The sequence below is a fragment of the Rhizobium sp. TRM96647 genome, assembly GCF_025780115.1.
Classification (GTDB): domain Bacteria; phylum Pseudomonadota; class Alphaproteobacteria; order Rhizobiales; family Rhizobiaceae; genus Mycoplana.
Genome location: NZ_JAOXHF010000001.1, coordinates 545,017 through 562,302, shown reverse-complemented (window position 1 = coordinate 562,302; position 17,286 = coordinate 545,017). Strand labels below are relative to the sequence as shown.

The 17,286-nt window shown below is 65.3% G+C and carries 16 protein-coding genes; 12 read left to right on the top strand and 4 right to left on the bottom strand.

Annotation, left to right across the window (positions count from 1 at the left end; all coding sequences use genetic code 11):
* The first annotated feature begins 118 nt into the window (after positions 1 to 118).
* Both OCK02_RS02530 and OCK02_RS02525 read left to right on the top strand, forming a co-directional pair.
* Positions 119 to 778, top strand: coding sequence for a YggS family pyridoxal phosphate-dependent enzyme (locus OCK02_RS02530; RefSeq protein WP_263811662.1), 660 nt, complete (start codon positions 119 to 121; stop codon positions 776 to 778).
* A gap of 155 nt (positions 779 to 933) precedes the next feature.
* Positions 934 to 2,841 (top strand): propionyl-CoA synthetase, encoded by a 1,908-nt coding sequence (locus OCK02_RS02525; protein WP_263811661.1) that lies wholly within the window; start codon positions 934 to 936, stop codon positions 2,839 to 2,841.
* A gap of 81 nt (positions 2,842 to 2,922) precedes the next feature.
* Here the strand turns inward: OCK02_RS02525 and OCK02_RS02520 are convergent, their stop codons facing one another.
* Positions 2,923 to 3,630, bottom strand: a complete 708-nt coding sequence (locus OCK02_RS02520) for a DUF1013 domain-containing protein (protein ID WP_230806446.1) — start codon at positions 3,628 to 3,630, stop codon at positions 2,923 to 2,925.
* 224 nt (positions 3,631 to 3,854) lie between these two features.
* On the opposite strand from OCK02_RS02520, the gene acs reads away from it, so the two are divergent.
* Complete coding sequence (gene acs / locus OCK02_RS02515) at positions 3,855 to 5,810, top strand: acetate--CoA ligase (RefSeq protein WP_263811660.1); 1,956 nt, start codon at positions 3,855 to 3,857, stop codon at positions 5,808 to 5,810.
* A 69-nt stretch (positions 5,811 to 5,879) separates the two neighbouring features.
* On the opposite strand, the gene OCK02_RS02510 is transcribed toward acs, so the two are convergent.
* Both OCK02_RS02510 and OCK02_RS02505 read right to left on the bottom strand, forming a co-directional pair.
* Positions 5,880 to 6,347: a thermonuclease family protein gene (locus OCK02_RS02510; RefSeq protein ID WP_263811659.1), complete on the bottom strand. Its 468-nt coding sequence runs from the start codon at positions 6,345 to 6,347 to the stop codon at positions 5,880 to 5,882.
* Between the two features lie 48 nt (positions 6,348 to 6,395).
* Positions 6,396 to 6,593, bottom strand: a complete 198-nt coding sequence (locus OCK02_RS02505; protein ID WP_263811658.1) for a DUF1674 domain-containing protein — start codon at positions 6,591 to 6,593, stop codon at positions 6,396 to 6,398.
* 131 nt (positions 6,594 to 6,724) lie between these two features.
* Here OCK02_RS02505 and htpX point away from each other — a divergent pair, with 131 nt between their 5' ends.
* From htpX to purH, 4 genes are all read left to right on the top strand, one after another.
* On the top strand, positions 6,725 to 7,702 hold the full coding sequence (gene htpX, locus OCK02_RS02500) for a zinc metalloprotease HtpX (protein ID WP_263811657.1): 978 nt from the start codon (positions 6,725 to 6,727) through the stop codon (positions 7,700 to 7,702).
* A complete protein-coding gene (locus tag OCK02_RS02495) occupies positions 7,693 to 9,099 on the top strand; it encodes an RsmB/NOP family class I SAM-dependent RNA methyltransferase (protein WP_412178747.1) in 1,407 nt (468 codons plus the stop codon). The genes htpX and OCK02_RS02495 overlap by 10 nt, the downstream gene beginning before the upstream one ends.
* 114 nt (positions 9,100 to 9,213) lie before the next feature.
* Complete coding sequence (locus OCK02_RS02490; RefSeq protein WP_263811656.1) at positions 9,214 to 10,899, top strand: heparinase II/III family protein; 1,686 nt, start codon at positions 9,214 to 9,216, stop codon at positions 10,897 to 10,899.
* A 116-nt stretch (positions 10,900 to 11,015) separates the two neighbouring features.
* Positions 11,016 to 12,626 (top strand): bifunctional phosphoribosylaminoimidazolecarboxamide formyltransferase/IMP cyclohydrolase, encoded by a 1,611-nt coding sequence (purH, locus tag OCK02_RS02485; protein WP_263811655.1) that lies wholly within the window; start codon positions 11,016 to 11,018, stop codon positions 12,624 to 12,626.
* Between the two features lie 38 nt (positions 12,627 to 12,664).
* Here purH and OCK02_RS02480 read toward each other — a convergent pair whose 3' ends face one another.
* Positions 12,665 to 12,862, bottom strand: a complete 198-nt coding sequence (locus OCK02_RS02480; RefSeq protein ID WP_263811654.1) for a hypothetical protein — start codon at positions 12,860 to 12,862, stop codon at positions 12,665 to 12,667.
* 363 nt (positions 12,863 to 13,225) lie between these two features.
* On the opposite strand from OCK02_RS02480, the gene OCK02_RS02475 reads away from it, so the two are divergent.
* From OCK02_RS02475 to OCK02_RS02455, 5 genes are all read left to right on the top strand, one after another.
* On the top strand, positions 13,226 to 14,629 hold the full coding sequence (locus tag OCK02_RS02475) for a PLP-dependent aminotransferase family protein (RefSeq protein WP_263811653.1): 1,404 nt from the start codon (positions 13,226 to 13,228) through the stop codon (positions 14,627 to 14,629).
* A 166-nt stretch (positions 14,630 to 14,795) separates the two neighbouring features.
* On the top strand, positions 14,796 to 15,257 hold the full coding sequence (locus tag OCK02_RS02470; protein WP_263811652.1) for a cupin domain-containing protein: 462 nt from the start codon (positions 14,796 to 14,798) through the stop codon (positions 15,255 to 15,257).
* A gap of 165 nt (positions 15,258 to 15,422) precedes the next feature.
* A complete protein-coding gene (locus tag OCK02_RS02465) occupies positions 15,423 to 16,028 on the top strand; it encodes a TetR/AcrR family transcriptional regulator (RefSeq protein ID WP_263811651.1) in 606 nt (201 codons plus the stop codon).
* A 2-nt stretch (positions 16,029 to 16,030) separates the two neighbouring features.
* The gene (locus OCK02_RS02460; RefSeq protein WP_263811650.1) at positions 16,031 to 16,564 is read left to right on the top strand and encodes a nuclear transport factor 2 family protein; all 534 of its coding nucleotides are present in this window, start codon (positions 16,031 to 16,033) and stop codon (positions 16,562 to 16,564) included.
* A 173-nt stretch (positions 16,565 to 16,737) separates the two neighbouring features.
* Positions 16,738 to 17,238, top strand: a complete 501-nt coding sequence (locus OCK02_RS02455) for a hypothetical protein (RefSeq protein ID WP_263811649.1) — start codon at positions 16,738 to 16,740, stop codon at positions 17,236 to 17,238.
* Positions 17,239 to 17,286 lie beyond the last annotated feature (48 nt).

Genomic DNA, 17,286 nt, shown 5'->3' with positions numbered 1-17,286 from the left:
GTCAAGTTTTCACGGCCTTCCCGGCGCCGAGACCGGGGTGTCCGGCCCGGGTATCCGGACTTGGCAAGAGGAGGCGATTTGGTTAGGTGCGGGGCATAGATAGGTATCGGAGGCGAAAATGGAACTGGAAGAGCGTCTGGACGAGGTTCGCGATCGTATCCGCAAGGCCTCCGCGAGTGCCGGGCGCCCCTCGAGTGCGGTCACGCTGGTGGCGGTATCGAAGACGTTCGACGCGGACGCCGTCCGTCCCGCAATCGCGGCCGGCCAGCGCGTCTTCGGCGAGAACCGGGTGCAGGAGGCACACGGCAAGTGGCCGGCCCTGCGCGCGGAGACGACCGGGATCGAGCTGCATCTGATCGGGCCCTTGCAATCCAACAAGGCCGCCGAAGCGGTGGCGCTCTTCGACGTGATCGAGACGGTCGACCGTGAAAAGATCGCGCGGGCGATCGCATCCGAAATGAACCGGCAGGCCCGGCGCGTGCGCCTCTACGTCCAGGTCAATACCGGTCTCGAGCCGCAAAAGGCCGGGATCGCGCCGGACGAAGTGGTCGCCTTCGTCGCCTTCTGTCGCGACGAGCTCGGACTCGCGATCGAAGGGTTGATGTGCATTCCGCCGGCGGATGAAAATCCGGGACCGCATTTTGCGTTGCTTGCCAAGCTCGCGCACAAGGCCGACGTCGCGCGGCTGTCGATGGGAATGTCCGGAGACTACGAGACGGCGATCGCCTTCGGCGCGACGAGCGTGCGGGTGGGCTCGGCGATCTTCGGCACACGCTGAGGGCGCCGGCAGTGTCCAGCGGCCGACCCGGCCGTGTGATTGCGCGACAAAAGCCTTAGCCCTTTGGTCTGGCTTCCCCCTCGCCAGCCTGTCTCCTATTCTCTTTCCCGGAGGTGCCGTCATCGATGGCGGCGAGACTACGGGAGGAGATGACCATGGCGAGCAGCTATGCAGCCACTTATGCGCAATGGAAGGACGACCCTTCTGGCTTCTGGTCGGAGGCTGCTGGCGGGATCGACTGGTCCGTCACGCCCTCGATCGCGTTCGACGGGAACCGCGGCGTCTACGGTCACTGGTTCCCCGACGGGGAGACGAACGCCTGCTACAATTGCGTCGATCGACACGTCGAGGCCGGGCGCGGAGAGCAGGCGGCGCTGATCTACGACAGCCCGGTCACCGGACAGGTCGGATCGTTCACCTATCGCGACATGCTGGCGGAGGTTCAGGCGATTGCGGCCGTGCTGGCGAAGCTCGGCGTTTCACGCGGCGACCGCGTCATCCTCTACATGCCGATGGTGCCGGAGGCGGTGTTCAGCATGCTGGCCTGCGCACGTATCGGCGCCGTTCATTCGGTCGTCTTCGGCGGTTTTGCGGCAAACGAGCTTGCGACCCGCATCGACGACTGCAGGCCCAGGGTGGTGATCTCCGCCAGCTGCGGCATCGAACCCGGGCGCGTGGTCGCCTACAAGCCGTTGCTCGACACGGCGATCGAGATCGCCAGCCACAAGCCGGACCATTGCCTCATCCTGCAGCGGCCGGAACTGACGGCGTCGATGGTGGCGAGGCGTGACGTCGATTTCACGTCGGAGGTCGGCGCGGCGAAAGCCGATGGCGCGGTGGTGCCATGCGTCTCGCTGCGCGCCACTGATCCGCTCTACATTCTCTACACGTCGGGGACGACCGGCCAGCCGAAGGGCGTGCTACGTGACAACGGCGGCTATCTGGTCGCGCTGGCCTGGAGCATGAAGCATTTCTACGGGGCTGACGCCGGGGAGGTCTTCTGGGCCGCATCCGACATCGGCTGGGTGGTCGGGCATTCCTATATCGTCTACGGCCCGCTCCTGATCGGCGGCACGACGGTGCTCTATGAGGGCAAGCCGATCGGCACCCCCGACGCCGGCGCCTACTGGCGGGTGATCGAGGAGCATGGGGTCCGGACCTTGTTCACGGCGCCGACCGCCTTTCGCGCCATTCGCAAGGAGGATCCCGAGGGTCGGCTTATCGCCGGCTACGACCTATCGTCGCTGCGGGCGCTGTTTCTCGCAGGCGAGCGGGCGGATCCCGATACGCTCCAATGGGCGGAGCGGGTGTTGCAGGTTCCGGTGATCGATCACTGGTGGCAGACGGAGACGGGCTGGCCGATGGCGGGCAATCCCCTGGGGCTCGGGCTGCTTCCCGTGAAGCACGGGTCGCCCACGGTCCCCCTGCCCGGCTACGAGATCGAGGTGCTGGACGATGCCGGCCATCCGGTCGCGGCCGGCACGCTGGGCAACATCGTCGTCAGGCTGCCATTGCCCCCGGGATGCCTGCCCACCTTCTGGAACGCCGACGCACGCTTCCATGCCGCGTGCCTTTCCGAGTTTCCGGGATACTACAAGACCTCGGACGCCGGCTATCTCGACGAGGACGGCTATGTCTTCATCATGTCGCGGACCGACGACATCATCAACGTCGCAGGCCACCGCCTGTCGACCGGCGCGATGGAGGAAATCTGCGCCTGCCATCCGGATGTGGCGGAGTGCGCGGTGATCGGGGTTGCCGATCCGGTGAAGGGGCAGGTGCCGGCCGGCTTCCTGGTCCTCAACAGCGGTGTTTCACGTGAATCATCGACGATCGAGAAGGAGGTCGTGGCGCTGGTGCGCGAGCGCATCGGTCCCGTCGCCGCCTTCAAGATGGCGATCTGCGTGAAGCGCCTGCCGAAGACGCGGTCCGGCAAGATCCTGCGGGGCACGATGCAGAAGATCGCCGACCGGGAGGCGTGGAAGATGCCGGCGACGATCGACGATCCGGCAATCCTCGACGAGATCGCTGCCGCTCTGGCAGCACGGCACATCGGCGCCTGAGACGAGCGGGCTGCCACCTGCCGGCACAAAAAAACCAGCCGTCGATGACGGCCGGTTTCAGCATATATCTGACAGCGTCGCCTAGAAGCGGTTGTCGTCTTCCTCGTCCTCGTTGTCGGACGACTTGAGCGACTTGAGCTTGGCGAAGACGGCGTCGGCGTCGATCTCCTTCTCCTCTTCGCGGTCGCTGCCGCCATAGGGGAGTTTCTCCGTTTCGCGGGCCGATTCGAGCGTGGCGCCGAGTTCGGCGGCGGTTGGCAGGGGGCGACCCTTGGAGGCACGTTCGACCTCGAGGTCGAGATCGATCTGCGAGCAGAGGCCGAGGGTGACCGGATCCATCGGCGCCAGGTTGGCCGAGTTCCAGTGGGTCCGTTCGCGGATCTGCTCGATGGTCGACTTGGTGGTGCCGACGAGGCGCGAGATCTGCGCGTCCTTCAGTTCGGGATGGTTGCGCACCAGCCAGAGAATGGCGTTCGGGCGATCCTGGCGCTTGGACACCGGCGTATAACGCGGGCCCTTGCGCTTGGATTCGGGCACGCGAACTTTCGGCTCGGAGAGCTTCAGCTTGTGATTCGGATTTGCCTCGGCCCGGGCGATCTCCTCGCGGGACAACTGGCCCGTCGCGATCGGATCGAGACCCTTGATGCCCTGCGCGGACTCGCCATCGGCAATCGCCTTCACTTCGAGCGGGTGCAGCTTGCAGAACTGGGCAATCTGGTCAAACGACAGTGCCGTATTGTCAACGAGCCATACCGCGGTCGCCTTGGGCATGAGCAGCTGTTGAGCCATGGATACAATCCTTCTGTCCGTCCGCGCCGGTGTCGCGGGCCGTGGGGGGTAAACCACTGATTTCCGGGAATTGGGCACCTCTATAACGCCACTGTCGCAGAAATGCAATTCTTCAAGAGACAAATGACCTTTGTCTAATTGCCGGAAGGCTTTGACCTGATATGAATGGCTCAGACCGTTCGGGCCGGAGGAGCATGGCCCGCCATGCGCATGAGGAGGAATGCATGTCTACCAAGACCTATCCGGTGCTGAAGTCCGCCAAGAGCCGCGCACTGATCGACAACGACACCTATCAGAAATGGTATCGCGAGAGCGTCGAGAATCCGGAGCGCTTCTGGGACAAGCACGGCATGCGGATCGACTGGTTCAAGCCCTACACGAAGGTGAAGAACACCTCGTTTACGGGCAAGGTCTCGATCAAATGGTACGAGGACGGGATCACCAACGTCTCCTACAATTGCATCGACCGCCACCTGAAGACCCATGGCGACCAGGTGGCGATCATCTGGGAAGGCGACAATCCCTATATCGACAAGAAGATCACCTATAACGAGCTGCACGAGCACGTCTGCCGGCTTGCGAATGTGATGAAGAAGCACGGCGTCAAGAAGGGCGACCGGGTGACCATCTACATGCCGATGATCCCGGAGGCGACCTATGCGATGCTCGCCTGCGCCCGCATCGGGGCGATCCATTCCGTCGTCTTCGGCGGTTTCTCGCCGGATGCCCTGGCGGGTCGTATCGTCGATTGCGAATCGACCTTCGTCATTACCTGCGACGAGGGCGTGCGCGGCGGCAAGCCGATCCCGCTGAAGGAAAACACCGATACGGCGATCGACATCGCCGCCAAGCAGCACGTGATCGTCAACAAGGTGCTCGTGGTGCGCCGCACCGGCGGCAAGACCGGCTGGGCGCCGGGCCGCGATCTCTGGTATCATCAGGAAGCCGCCAGCGTCCCGCGCGACTGCCCGCCCGCCCGGATGAAGGCGGAAGATCCCCTCTTCATCCTCTATACGTCGGGGTCCACCGGCAAGCCGAAGGGCGTGCTGCACACGACCGGCGGCTATCTCGTCTATGCGTCGATGACGCACAAATACGTGTTCGACTATCACGAGGGTGACATCTACTGGTGCACGGCCGACGTCGGCTGGGTCACCGGGCACTCCTATATCGTCTACGGGCCGCTTGCGAACCGGGCGACCACGCTGATGTTCGAGGGCGTTCCCAATTTCCCCGATGCCGGCCGCTTCTGGGAGGTGATCGATAAGCACAAGGTCAACATCTTCTACACGGCGCCGACGGCGATCCGCGCGCTGATGGGCGCCGGCGATGCCTTCGTCAAGCGCTCCTCGCGTTCCTCGCTGCGCCTTCTCGGCTCGGTCGGCGAGCCGATCAATCCGGAAGCCTGGGAATGGTACTACCATGTCGTTGGGGATGACCGCTGCCCGGTCGTCGATACATGGTGGCAGACGGAGACCGGCGGCATCCTGATCACCCCCCTGCCCGGCGCGACCGACCTGAAGCCCGGATCGGCGACGCGGCCGTTCTTCGGCATCAAGCCGGAACTCGTCGACGGTGAAGGCAAGGTCCTGGAGGGTGCCGCCGATGGCAACCTCTGCATCACCGACAGCTGGCCGGGGCAGATGCGCACGGTCTACGGCGACCACCATCGCTTTGTGCAGACCTATTTTTCCACCTACAAGGGCAAGTACTTCACCGGCGACGGCTGCCGCCGCGACGAGGACGGCTACTACTGGATCACCGGCCGCGTCGATGACGTGCTGAACGTCTCCGGCCATCGTCTCGGCACCGCCGAGGTGGAATCGGCACTGGTCTCGCACCATCTCGTCTCGGAAGCCGCGGTCGTCGGCTATCCGCACAACCTTAAAGGCCAGGGCATCTATTGCTATGTGTCGCTGATGGCCGGTGAGGACGGCACGGATACGCTGCGCCAGGACCTGATCAAGCATGTGCGCAAGGAGATCGGGCCGATCGCGACGCCGGACAAGATCCAGTTCGCCTCCGGCCTGCCGAAGACCCGCTCCGGCAAGATCATGCGCCGCATCCTGCGCAAGATCGCGGAGGACGACTTCGGATCGCTGGGGGACACCTCGACACTCGCCGATCCCGCCGTCGTCGACGACCTGATCGCCAACCGGCAGAACAAGGCCGCCGGCTGACGGGGGTCGATTTCACACCTGGAAGCGGCTACAGGATTGTGGCCGCGCCTCCACAAAGCAGATACCTGTTCAGCCGCCGGCATGACAAACGGCCGCGGCCTTCCGACCGCCGTCGTAGGGCAGTGCCAGGCCGGCCGCGATCATTTCCTGAGCCGGATTCGATCCATCTTCGAGAAGCAGGTCAGCGACGACCCGGCCAAAATACTTGTCGCCGGAGACGTTGGTCAGGAAGACCGTTCCGCTTGCAGGAAGCAGTTGCGCCAGATGCGCCCTGGCCGCCCCGGCGGCCGCGCGGATGGTTGCACATCGGGCTCTGATCTCCGGCGCGTCGATCCCGCGGATACGGACCAGGACTTCCACCGTCTGTTGCGGCCAGGGCCGGGCCTGGACCAGGATCGTATCGCCATCGACGATGCGCAGGATGTTGGCGGCAACCGGTCCGGCAACGCCATGCCGATCTGATGCGAATGCCTCCGGTGCGGCCCAGAGCGCGAATTGGCAGATGGCGGCCAGAGCCAGATGGCGGAATCGTTCCATTCAAGGAATATATTCCGTCAATCACTGCCAATCAATAGGAAATATAGCCTAGAAATCGATGGCGCGACCGTTGATCTCCCAGTCGCCGAAGCGGGCCGGATCGAGGCCGCCGCGTCCGCCGATCTCGGGCGGCAGGGGCGCATCCTTCTCTGCCGCGCGCCGTTCCTCGGCTTCCTTCAGCGCGCGGAGCGCTGCCGGAGGAAGAACGCGGCCGCCGCCACTGACGTTGTCATTGTCACCCTGCATCACATCGTCCTGATCGTCGGGATATTGAAAAAGATCGAACCTTCACCATCATATAGGAACATTCTCATTGGCGGCAAAGCCTTGATTCACGTGAAACATCGCAGCACCGCTTCTCATCGGGGAGACACCTCATGAATCTTGTCCGCACGGCAATGCTGCTGGCCTTCCTGACGGCCCTGTTCATGGCCGTCGGCTTTCTCATCGGGGGCAAGGGCGGCATGATGATCGCGCTCGTCGTCGCCGCTGCCACCAACCTCTTTTCCTACTGGAACGCCGACAAGATGGTGCTGTCGATGTACGGCGCCAAGGAGGTCGACGAGCGCAGTGCGCCGGAATATTACGGCATCGTTCGCGATCTGGCCGCCCGGGCGGGGCTGCCGATGCCGCGGGTCTACGTCATCAACAGCGATCAGCCGAACGCGTTCGCCACCGGCCGCAATCCGCAGAACGCCGCTGTCGCCGCCTCGACCGGCCTTCTGCATGCGCTTTCCTATGAGGAAGTCGCCGGCGTCATGGCGCACGAGCTCGCCCATGTCCAGAACCGTGACACGCTGACCATGACAATCACCGCGACGATTGCCGGTGCGATCTCGATGCTGGCGAATTTCGCCATGTTCTTCGGCGGCAACCGCGAGAACAACAACAATCCGCTTGGCTTCATCGGGATCCTGATCGCGATGATTGTCGCGCCGTTTGCGGCGATGCTCGTGCAGATGGCGATCAGCCGCACCCGCGAGTACTCGGCGGACCGGCGCGGTGCCGAGATCTGTGGCAACCCGTTGTGGCTGTCGTCGGCGCTCCGGAAGATCGCGGTGGCGGCAGGCCGCATTCCGAACGAGGAGGCCGAGCACAACCCGGCGACCGCCCATATGTTCATCATCAATCCGCTCTCGGGCGCGCGCATGGACAACCTGTTTTCGACCCATCCGGATACGGGAAACCGGATTGCGGCACTTGAAGCGATGGCGGCCGATGTGCGCCAGGCCGCGCAGCCCCAGCCCTCGACGCGCCCGGCCGAGGCTGCTAAGGCGGTGCGAAAATCGCGTTCCGTTCCACCGACTGGCTGGGGACGCGGTGGTTCCGAACCACCAAAGGGTCCCTGGTCTTGACATCCGACGGCAACGATTCGCATCCGAAACAGAAATCCCGACCGCGACCGACGTCCCGCAAGGGCAGTCCCCGGGCAGCGCCGGAGAAGACCGGTATCACGCCTCGGCAGGTCGCCGCCCGGTTGCTGGCCGCCGTCGTCGATCGGCGGGTGTCGCTGGACGGAATGCTGGACGCCGAGAACGGCAACCCGGGATACCGCGCCCTCAGCGAGGCCGACCGCGCACTGGTGCGCGCCGTCCTCAACACGTCGCTGCGCCATCTGCCGCGGATCCGGGCGATCATCGATTCGCTGGTGGAAACGCCGCTGCCGGAGGGTGCCCGCTCGCTTTATCATATTCTTGTGGTTGCCGCTGCCCAGATCCTCTATCTGGACGTGCCGGATCACTCGGCCGTAGACCTCGCCGTGGAGCAGGCTCGGTCGGATCCGCGCAGCCGCCGCTTTGCCGGCCTGGTCAATGCCGTTCTGCGCCGCCTAGCCCGCGAGAAGGCGTCGCACCTGACGGCCACCCATGCCGTTCCCGTTACGCCGCCGTGGTTCTTCGATCGGCTCTCCGAGGTCTACGGGCCCGAGCGGGCGACGCAGATTTCCGATTCGCAACTCGAGCCTGTCGCGATCGACCTGACGGTCAAGGGCGACCCGCAAGGCTGGGCAGGCCGGCTCGGCGGTCGCCTGCTGTCGACCGGATCGGTGCGCCTGCCGGCATTTGTCGGTCGCGTCCCGGATCTGGAAGGTTTTGCCGCCGGCGCGTGGTGGGTGCAGGACGCGGCCGCCTCGATCCCCGCCCGGCTTTTTCCCGACCTTGCGGGTTGCCGGGTCGCCGACCTCTGCGCCGCGCCCGGGGGCAAGACCGCCCAATTGGCGCAGGCCGGCGCCGTGGTGACTGCATTGGACCAGTCGGCCAACAGGCTGAAGCGGCTCGAAGGCAATCTTGCCCGGCTGGGGTTGTCTGCGGAGACGATCGCGACCAACCTGCTCGATTTCAGGCCCGCCGAACCGTTCGATGCCGTGCTGCTCGACGCGCCCTGCTCGTCGACGGGGACGATCCGGCGTCATCCGGACGTCCTCTGGACGAAGGGACCAGCCGATATCGAAAAGCTCGCCCAATTGCAGGAACGTCTGCTGCTTCATGCGATGGGCCTTGTGCGGTCCGGCGGCCATCTGGTGTTTTCGAACTGCTCGCTCGATCCGATCGAGGGCGAGGAGATGATCGCGCGTGTTCTGGCCGGCGCGTCGGGCTGGTCACGGGTGCCGCTGGACCCTGCGGACTGGCCCGGACTGGAAGAGGCCATATCGCCGCTTGGCGAATTTCGTACCACGCCCGACATGCTGAAAGGCGAAGAGGGCTTTCCGGGCGGGCTGGACGGCTTCTATGCGGTCCTGCTCCAGAGGCATTGATTGCGGATCGCCGCGCCGCGTGTCGGCGCCTTCATCAACAATCGATTTCTAATGTGCGAATTGACGCATGGAATACCTGCGCCTAGTTATGGGCGGGGGAAGAGTTAATTGGCGATGCGGCTTTCAGACCGGCAACGACTGGCATACCTCTATGGACACGAGACGTGGAGACGCTTTTCCCGGCGGCTTGCCGTCGGACGCGTGTCGGCGCTGCGCTTCGCCGGCCGCACGCCCGAGCGGCTCGTGGTGGCGCCGACCGACCTCAGGCCTGCCGATGCCTTTACCGCCGAAGAGATCATCGGCGGGCGGTTTCCGCTTGCCGGGCGCCTGCTCGATTGCGAGGGCGAATCGCCCTTCGCGCTGGAGCTGCCTTCCGAGGAATTCGCCAACCGGCTGCATGCCTTTGCCTGGCTCCGCCACATGCGGGTGGCGGAAAAGGATGCGGGCTCGTTCGTGGTCCGGCGGATCATCGACGACTGGATCGCGGGCCATGGCAGGAGCATCGCCGGGGTGGCCTGGCGGCCGGAGATCATCGCCCAGCGCATCGTCGCCTGGCTTTCGCACTCTCCGGTCGTGCTTCGCGACGCGGACTATGCCTTCTACCGCCGTTTCCTGAAGAACCTCGCCTTCCAGGTCCGCTACCTCCGCCATATCGCCGACGCGACCCCGGACGGCGAGCCGCGGCTCAAGGTCAAGATCGCGCTCGCCATGGCGTCCATCGCGATGCCGAGTTCGGCGACGAAGATCCGCCGCGCCGCGCGCGATCTCGACCGCGAACTGGACCGCCAGATCCTCTCCGACGGTGGCCACGTATCGCGCAATCCGCGCGTCGGGCTCGATCTGCTGTTCGACCTTCTGCCGCTGCGCCAGACCTACGTCAACCTCGGCCACGACGTGCCGCAGCAGCTCATCCCCTGCATCGACCGCATCTATCCCGCCTTGCGCTTCTTCCGGCATCAGGGCGGGGAGCTGGCGCTGTTCAATGGCGCCACCTATACGCTCGCGAACGAGCTTCTGTCGGTGCTGCGCTACGACGAAACCTCCGGCGCGCCGTTCAGGGGCCTGCCACAGACAGGCTACGAGCGGTTGGAAGCCGGCGAGACGACGATCATCGTCGATACGGGCAAGCCCCATTCCGTGGCACTGTCGACGACTGCGACGGCCGGCTGCCTGTCGCTCGAGATGTCGTCCGGTAGGTATCGCTACTTCGTGAACTCGGGGCGTCCGCGCTTTGCCGGCGAAGCCATCCGGCAGCTTTCGCGGGCGACGGCGGCCCAGTCGGTCGCGACCCTGAACGACACCTCTTCGGCGCGCATTTCCGGCTCGGGCTTCCTTGGGCCGGTGATCTTCGGCGGCGTCTCCAGGATCGATGTGGCCCGCTATGACAAGGCGGACGGAGCCGACGGGCTGGTTGCCAGCCACGACGGCTACGTGGCGAACTTCGGCCTGATCTACGAACGGGACCTCTATCTCGGCCGCAACGGCACCGACATTCGCGGCCGCGAGCGCTTCTTCAAGCCGGACGGCACGGCGCCCGACGGCGGTGCCAATGTCGCCGTCGTCAGGTTCCATGTCCATCCGGCCATCCGGATCGTCGCGGTCGATCCGCACGAGGTGCGTCTGGTCGCCCATGACGGCGAGACGTGGGCGTTCTCCTGCCGCGACGTCGCTGTCTCCGAGGAGGAAGACGTCTTCTTCGCAGATCCCTCCGGCGTTCGCCCGGCGCACCAGCTGACGCTGACCATGCCGCTCGGCAGCATTCCCGAGGTGCAGTGGCACATGCGGCGCGAGCGCCGCTGAGAGCGGCGAAAAGGGAAAATTTGCCGGTTTCCTCGCGTCTGCTCGTGTGTTAACGGGGCGCATGTTTCCGCCGGCGGCCCGCCCGGACGTCGGCCCCATTTCCGGAGATTACCCCCATGGCCGTCGCTTCGAAGAAAATCCCTGCTCCCGATCGCGTCGCGGTGAAGACCGCGCTGCTGTCCGTTTCCGACAAGTCGGGGATCGTCGAGCTGGCGGAGGCGCTGTCGAAGAAGGGGATTCGCCTTCTTTCCACCGGCGGCACGCACAAGGCGCTGAGCGAGGCCGGCCTCGCAGTCACGGACGTGTCGGAGGTCACCGGCTTTCCCGAGATCATGGACGGTCGCGTCAAGACGCTCCATCCGAGCGTGCATGGCGGCCTGCTGGCGATCCGCGACGATGCCGAGCATGTCGAGGCGATGAAGGCGCACGGGATCGGCGCGATCGACCTGACCGTGATCAATCTCTATCCGTTCGAGGAGGTTCGCGCCAAGGGCGGCGACTACCCGACGACGGTGGAGAACATCGACATCGGTGGTCCGGCGATGATCCGCGCCTCGGCCAAGAACCACGCCTATGTGACGATCGTCACCGATCCGTCCGACTATGCGGCGCTGCTCGAGGAATTGGCCGACGGGACGACGTCCTATGCCTTCCGGCAGAAGCTCGCCGCCAAGGCCTATGCCCGCACGGCGGCCTATGACACGGCGATCTCGAACTGGTTTGCCGAGGCGCTGGAGATCGCGACGCCGGCCTACAGGACGATTGGCGGCGCGCTGAAGGAGGAGATGCGCTACGGCGAGAACCCGCACCAGAAGGCCGCATTCTACGTCACCGGCGAGAACCGGCCCGGCGTCGCCACGGCCACGCTGCTGCAGGGCAAGCAGCTTTCCTACAACAACATCAACGACACGGATGCCGCCTTCGAGCTCGTCGCCGAGTTCCTGCCGGAGAAGGGGCCGGCCTGCGCCATCATCAAGCATGCCAATCCCTGCGGCGTGGCGACGGGTCCCAGCCTGAAGGAAGCCTACAAGCGCGCGCTCGCCTGCGATCCGGTCTCCGCGTTCGGCGGCATCATCGCCTTGAACAGCCGGCTCGATGGTGAGACGGCCGAGGAGATCGTCAAGCTGTTCACCGAGGTCATCATCGCGCCGGATGCCGACGAGGCCGCCCGTGCGATCATTGCGACCAAGCCGAACCTGCGTCTGCTCGTCACCGGCGCCCTGCCCGACCCGCGCACGCCCGGCATCGCCGCGAAGACCGTCTCCGGCGGTCTGCTCGTGCAGAGCCGCGACAACGGCATGGTCGAGGATCTCGAGTTGAAGGTCGTGACCCGGCGGGCGCCGACGGCGCAGGAACTCGAGGACATGAAGTTCGCCTTCAAGGTCGCCAAGCACGTCAAGTCCAATGCGGTCGTCTATGCGAAGGACGGCCAGACGGCGGGCATCGGCGCCGGCCAGATGAGCCGCGTCGATTCGGCCCGGATCGCGGCCCTGAAGGCCGAGGACGCGGCCAAGGCGATGGGGCTTGCCGAGCCGCTGACGCGCGGCTCGGCCGTCGCTTCCGAGGCCTTCCTGCCCTTTGCGGACGGATTGCTTTCCGCCATCGCAGCCGGCGCCACCGCCGTCATCCAGCCGGGCGGCTCGATGCGTGACGCCGAGGTGATCGCGGCGGCCGACGAAGCCGGAGTCGCAATGGTCTTTACCGGGATGCGGCACTTCCGCCACTGAACCGGCTCAGGGAGACCGGGTAGGATTGCCGCGCGGGGTTACGCGCGGCCGATCCGGCTCGCGTCAATCGCACGCGGGTTGCCGTAGTCGCGCAGGTAGGAGAGCTGGCCGCGGCGCTGCTGCGACAGGTGCCTCCGTTCGGCTTCCGAGATCTGAAACGCACCATCGGCGAAGGTGCCGGTGTCGGACGCCTCGTAGCGATCGTTGCGCAGAACGTTCAGCAGGGTTGCGAGCATTGTCTGTCCTCCAGGTCGGCGCGTAAACGGCGGTCGGCCGCTTCTGTTCCCTGACTACCTGGAAAATCACAACGGAACGTTAACCATAATTTCCGTGTCGCCGGGGGTCTGCGGTTTCGTGCAGGCTCGCTCCGGTCGCCGCGCAGTCATCGTCCACGGCAGGAGCAATCTTCGCCGGCGTCCATGCCAGGTCCGCTGGTGCGTCTTGGCTATGCCATCAAAATGCATTCAATCGTTTGCAAGACGGCGCCGTACAGCGCCGATGAGAAAGCGGCCATATCCCGATTCAGAATGATTGTAAGTGACAGTTGCATTTCGCAACAATATACAGTCAATCAGACAGCGTGCCGGATACGGAATGACATGAAGACTTGGGACCCTGACCTCAGCCGCAGCAACGGACCCCGCTACATGGCGATCGCCGACGTGATCGAGATGGACCTGCGCAGTGGCCATCTGGTTGCAGGCGACCGCCTGCCGCCGCAGCGCGAACTCGCAAAGCGGCTCGGCATCGATTTTACCACCGTGGCGCGCGGCTATCTCGAGGCGCAGAAGCGGGGCCTCGTCGGGTCGCATGTCGGGCGCGGGACGTTCGTGACCGGCGGCGCCGACAAGGAGCGCCGCGGTTTCGTATCCGATGCGACCCAGGATCCGCGCCGGGCCTCCGTCGTCGACTTCTCGATGAACATGCCGCCGGAGCCGGACGATCCGGACCTCCTCGCCCGCATGCGCGATGGTATCTCGGCGATCGCCACCAATCTCGTGCCGCTGCTACGCTACCAGAGCTTCGGCGGCGCCGGCATGGACAAGGATGCCGCCTCCGCCTGGCTCGGTCGCCGCGGGCTCGTGGCCTCGCAGGAGCGCATCTTCGTCACGCCGGGTGCCCATCCGGCCCTGCTGGCGATCTTCGGCATGCTGGCGAAGTCCGGCGAGACCGTGCTTTCGGAAAACATCACCTACCCCGGGATGCGCTCGATCGCTGCCCAGTTGCGGCTGACGCTCGCCGGCCTGCCGATGGACGAGGACGGCATCATACCCGCGGCATTCGCGCAAGCGTGCGAGGCCAGGAGGCCGAAGGCGCTCTATCTCAACCCGACCCTGCAGAACCCGCTGACCCTGACGATCCCGGAGCGGCGGCGGGAGGAGATCTGCGCAGTGGCGCGCCGCTATCACGTGCCGATCGTCGAGGACGACGCCTACGGCTTCATCCCGCTCCACGGCCCGCCGCCACTGGCGGCGATGGCGCCTGACCTGACCTGGCATATCGGCGGGCTTGCGAAATGCATCGGCGCGGGCTTGCGGCTCGCCTATGTCGTTGCGCCGGACACCAAGGCGGCGTGGCCGTTTGCGAGCGCCATGCGGGCGAACAACGTCATGGCTTCGCCCCTGACCGTGGCGCTCGCGACCCGCTGGATCGAGGACGGCACCGCCGACAGCATCCTGCGCTTCGTTCGCGAGGAGGCCGCCGCCCGGCAGGCGCTCGTCGCGGACGTCCTGCCCGGCGGCAGCTATCGCAGCGATCCGATCAGCTTCAACATCTGGCTGCCGCTGACAGGCGGCTGGACGCGGTCGACGTTCGGCAGTCACATGCGTTCGGCCGGGATCGGCGTGGTGGCCAGCGATGCCTTCACCGTCGACGGGCCCGCCCCCGAGGCGGTCCGCGTCTGCATCGGCGGCCCCATCGGCCGACAGACCCTCAAGGGCGCTCTCGAGTTCATGGGGCATGCCCTCGAAGGTTCACCCGAAATGGCTGGCTCCTTTTTCTGATTGCATCCTGCACCATGCCGCGCCCCATCGCCGGGAGTGGTAGCTGTGCCCCGGGGAACACCGCGTAGCAGGCGGGCGGGGCATAAGTCGGCTGCGAGCCCATGGTTCGCAGCCATGGCGCCACGATTGCGGCGCTGGCCATGCAACAGAGAACCGGAGACCCAGCATGAGCAAGTTTTCGCGCGCGGCGGTATCACCCGTTGGACACGGAACGCCGGCGATGGCGTTCGGCAGGCATGTCATCCGCATGATGGCCGCCAATACCGGCGGGACATTCGGAATGTTCGAGGCCTTCGTCGCCCCCGGCGAAGGGCCGCCGCTTCACGTCCACGAGCGCGAGGACGAGTTCTTCCGGGTGTTGAAGGGCCACTTCGGCTTCTGGTGCGCCGGTGACTATCTCGAGTTGGCAGCGGGCGGATGTATCGCCCTTCCCCGCGGCGTTCCCCACCGGTTCGAAAACATCGGCAGCGAGGACGGCGCGTTGATGGTGGTCGTCACGCCGGGCGGCTTCGAGTCCTTCTTCCCGATGATTGAACTCTGCAAGCCGGAAACGCCCGAACAGGTCGCTGCCGTGGCGGGCGAGTTCGGCCTCACCATCATTGCCGGCGAAGGTCGGCAGGCTGCCTGAACGGGAATCGCAGCTGCCGGAGATCGGGGGCCGCCCGGCCTCCTCCAAGGACACGGAGCGCGCGTTGGCATGACTCGCCGCAGGTTCGGGCAATCCGGGGAGCACTATGCGCCGGCGTTGTCGACAAGGCTTGACACTCAACCTACTAGTAGGTAGATATTGGTCATGAGCAATGTGTCCACCACCTCCGACGACATCCTGGCCTGCGCACGGTCCCTGATCATCGCTGGCGGCTACAACGGCTTCAGCTATGCCGACATCGCCGAAGTGGTCGGGATCCGCAAGGCGAGCATCCATCACCATTTCCCCGGCAAGGTCGATCTGGTTCGAACGCTGGTTGCGCGGTATCGGCAGGAAGCCGAGGCGGGTTTGGCGAATCTCGAACGTCAGGTGTCCGATCCGCTCGAACAGCTTCGCGCCTATACCGGGTACTGGCAAGCCTGCATCGCGGATGCGAGCGCACCGTTCTGCGTCTGCGCGCTGCTGGCAAGCCAGCTCCCGGTTCTGCCCGAGGAGGTCGGCCTCGAGGTCCGGGCGCATTTCCGCATGTTGTCCGCGTGGCTCACATCCGTGCTGGAGCGCGGTGCGCGCCAGGGCCAACTCCATCTGGCGAATACCCCTCGCGCCGAGGCGGAAGCGTTCATGGCGACGGTTCACGGAGCGATGCTCTCCGCGCGCGCCTATGGCGATCCGCAGATGTTCGGTGCCGTGACAGGCCCGCTCATGGAGCGGCTCGCTTCGCGCGATCAAAATCGGGACGAAGGGAGGTGAACGTGAGTACACTTGGTTCAACCGATCTGGAGCGCAGGCTCCGCACGATCGAGGACAAGCTTGCGATCTACGAACTGATCGCATCGCACCCGCCGAGCGCCGATACGGGGCATGCCGCCTACACATCGTCGGTCTACTGCGAGAACGGCGTCTTCGATCGCGGTCCGGCGCTGGACGGCGCGGAGGGCGTGAAGGCCATTGCCGCGTTCATCCAGAGGCCGGAGCATGATGAGGCCATTCGTGGCGGGCTCGCTCATTTTTCCGGCCTGCCTCTCGTCGATCTGCGCGGCAATGCCGCGATCGTGACCTCCTATCTCATGATCGTCCATCTGGATCATGACGGCCGGCCGCGCGACCTGCCAAACCACGGCGTATCGACGGGATACCGGATACACCGCGCCGTCGTGAACCGCTGGGAGCTCGAACGGCGTGATGACCGCTGGATGATCGCGAGACGAACCCTCCTTCCCGTCGACGGATCGCAGATACAGCAGGAGCTGCTGCGCACGGGATTGAACGAGTTATATTTTTCATAGCCAGGAAAGCCGGAATCGGCTGTGTCCGGATCCTGTCGAGCGGTCGAGGCATGATGCCGTTCGAGGGCCCGGTGCCGATGCAATACCGGAGAAAGCCGGCAGAACCTGCCCTTTTTGCCTACCTACTAGTTGAGAGAATTATCCGCGGCCACCGGGATCGCAAAGGAGACGACATGTTTGGAATTTCACCACTCGGCTGGGTGCACACGCTTGGCAGCCTGCCCGCCATTCCGCTGGCGGCCTATATGTTCGCCCGCCACGGGCGGATCGTGCCTCGCTCGGGGCCCGGCGTTGCCTATTTCGTCTCGATGCTGACCGGGGCGGCCACGGTGTTTCTCGTCGGGCATCAGCCGGTGAGCTACGTCGTCGGTGCCGCGACGATCGGGCTGCTGGTCGTGGGCTTCGGCGTCGGCCGCCTTGCGGGGCTCGGACGGGCCGGAAGATACATCGAGACGGTCTGTCTGAGCCTCACCGCATTTCTCCTGATGGTGCCGACCGTCAGCGAGATCCTGCGCCGCGTTCCGGACGGCCATCCCTTCGTCACCGACCTGCATTCGCCCCTCCTTCTCGGGGCCCAGGCCAGCCTTCTCGTTCTTCTCGTCGTCGGCCTGACGGCGCAGATCCTGTACCTCCGCAGGCAGGGGAGGGTCGCAGCGCACCTGTCGATGCGATAACCAATCGCAGACGTGCACGCGGTCTCTCTGTCAGACCCTGTCCCCGGC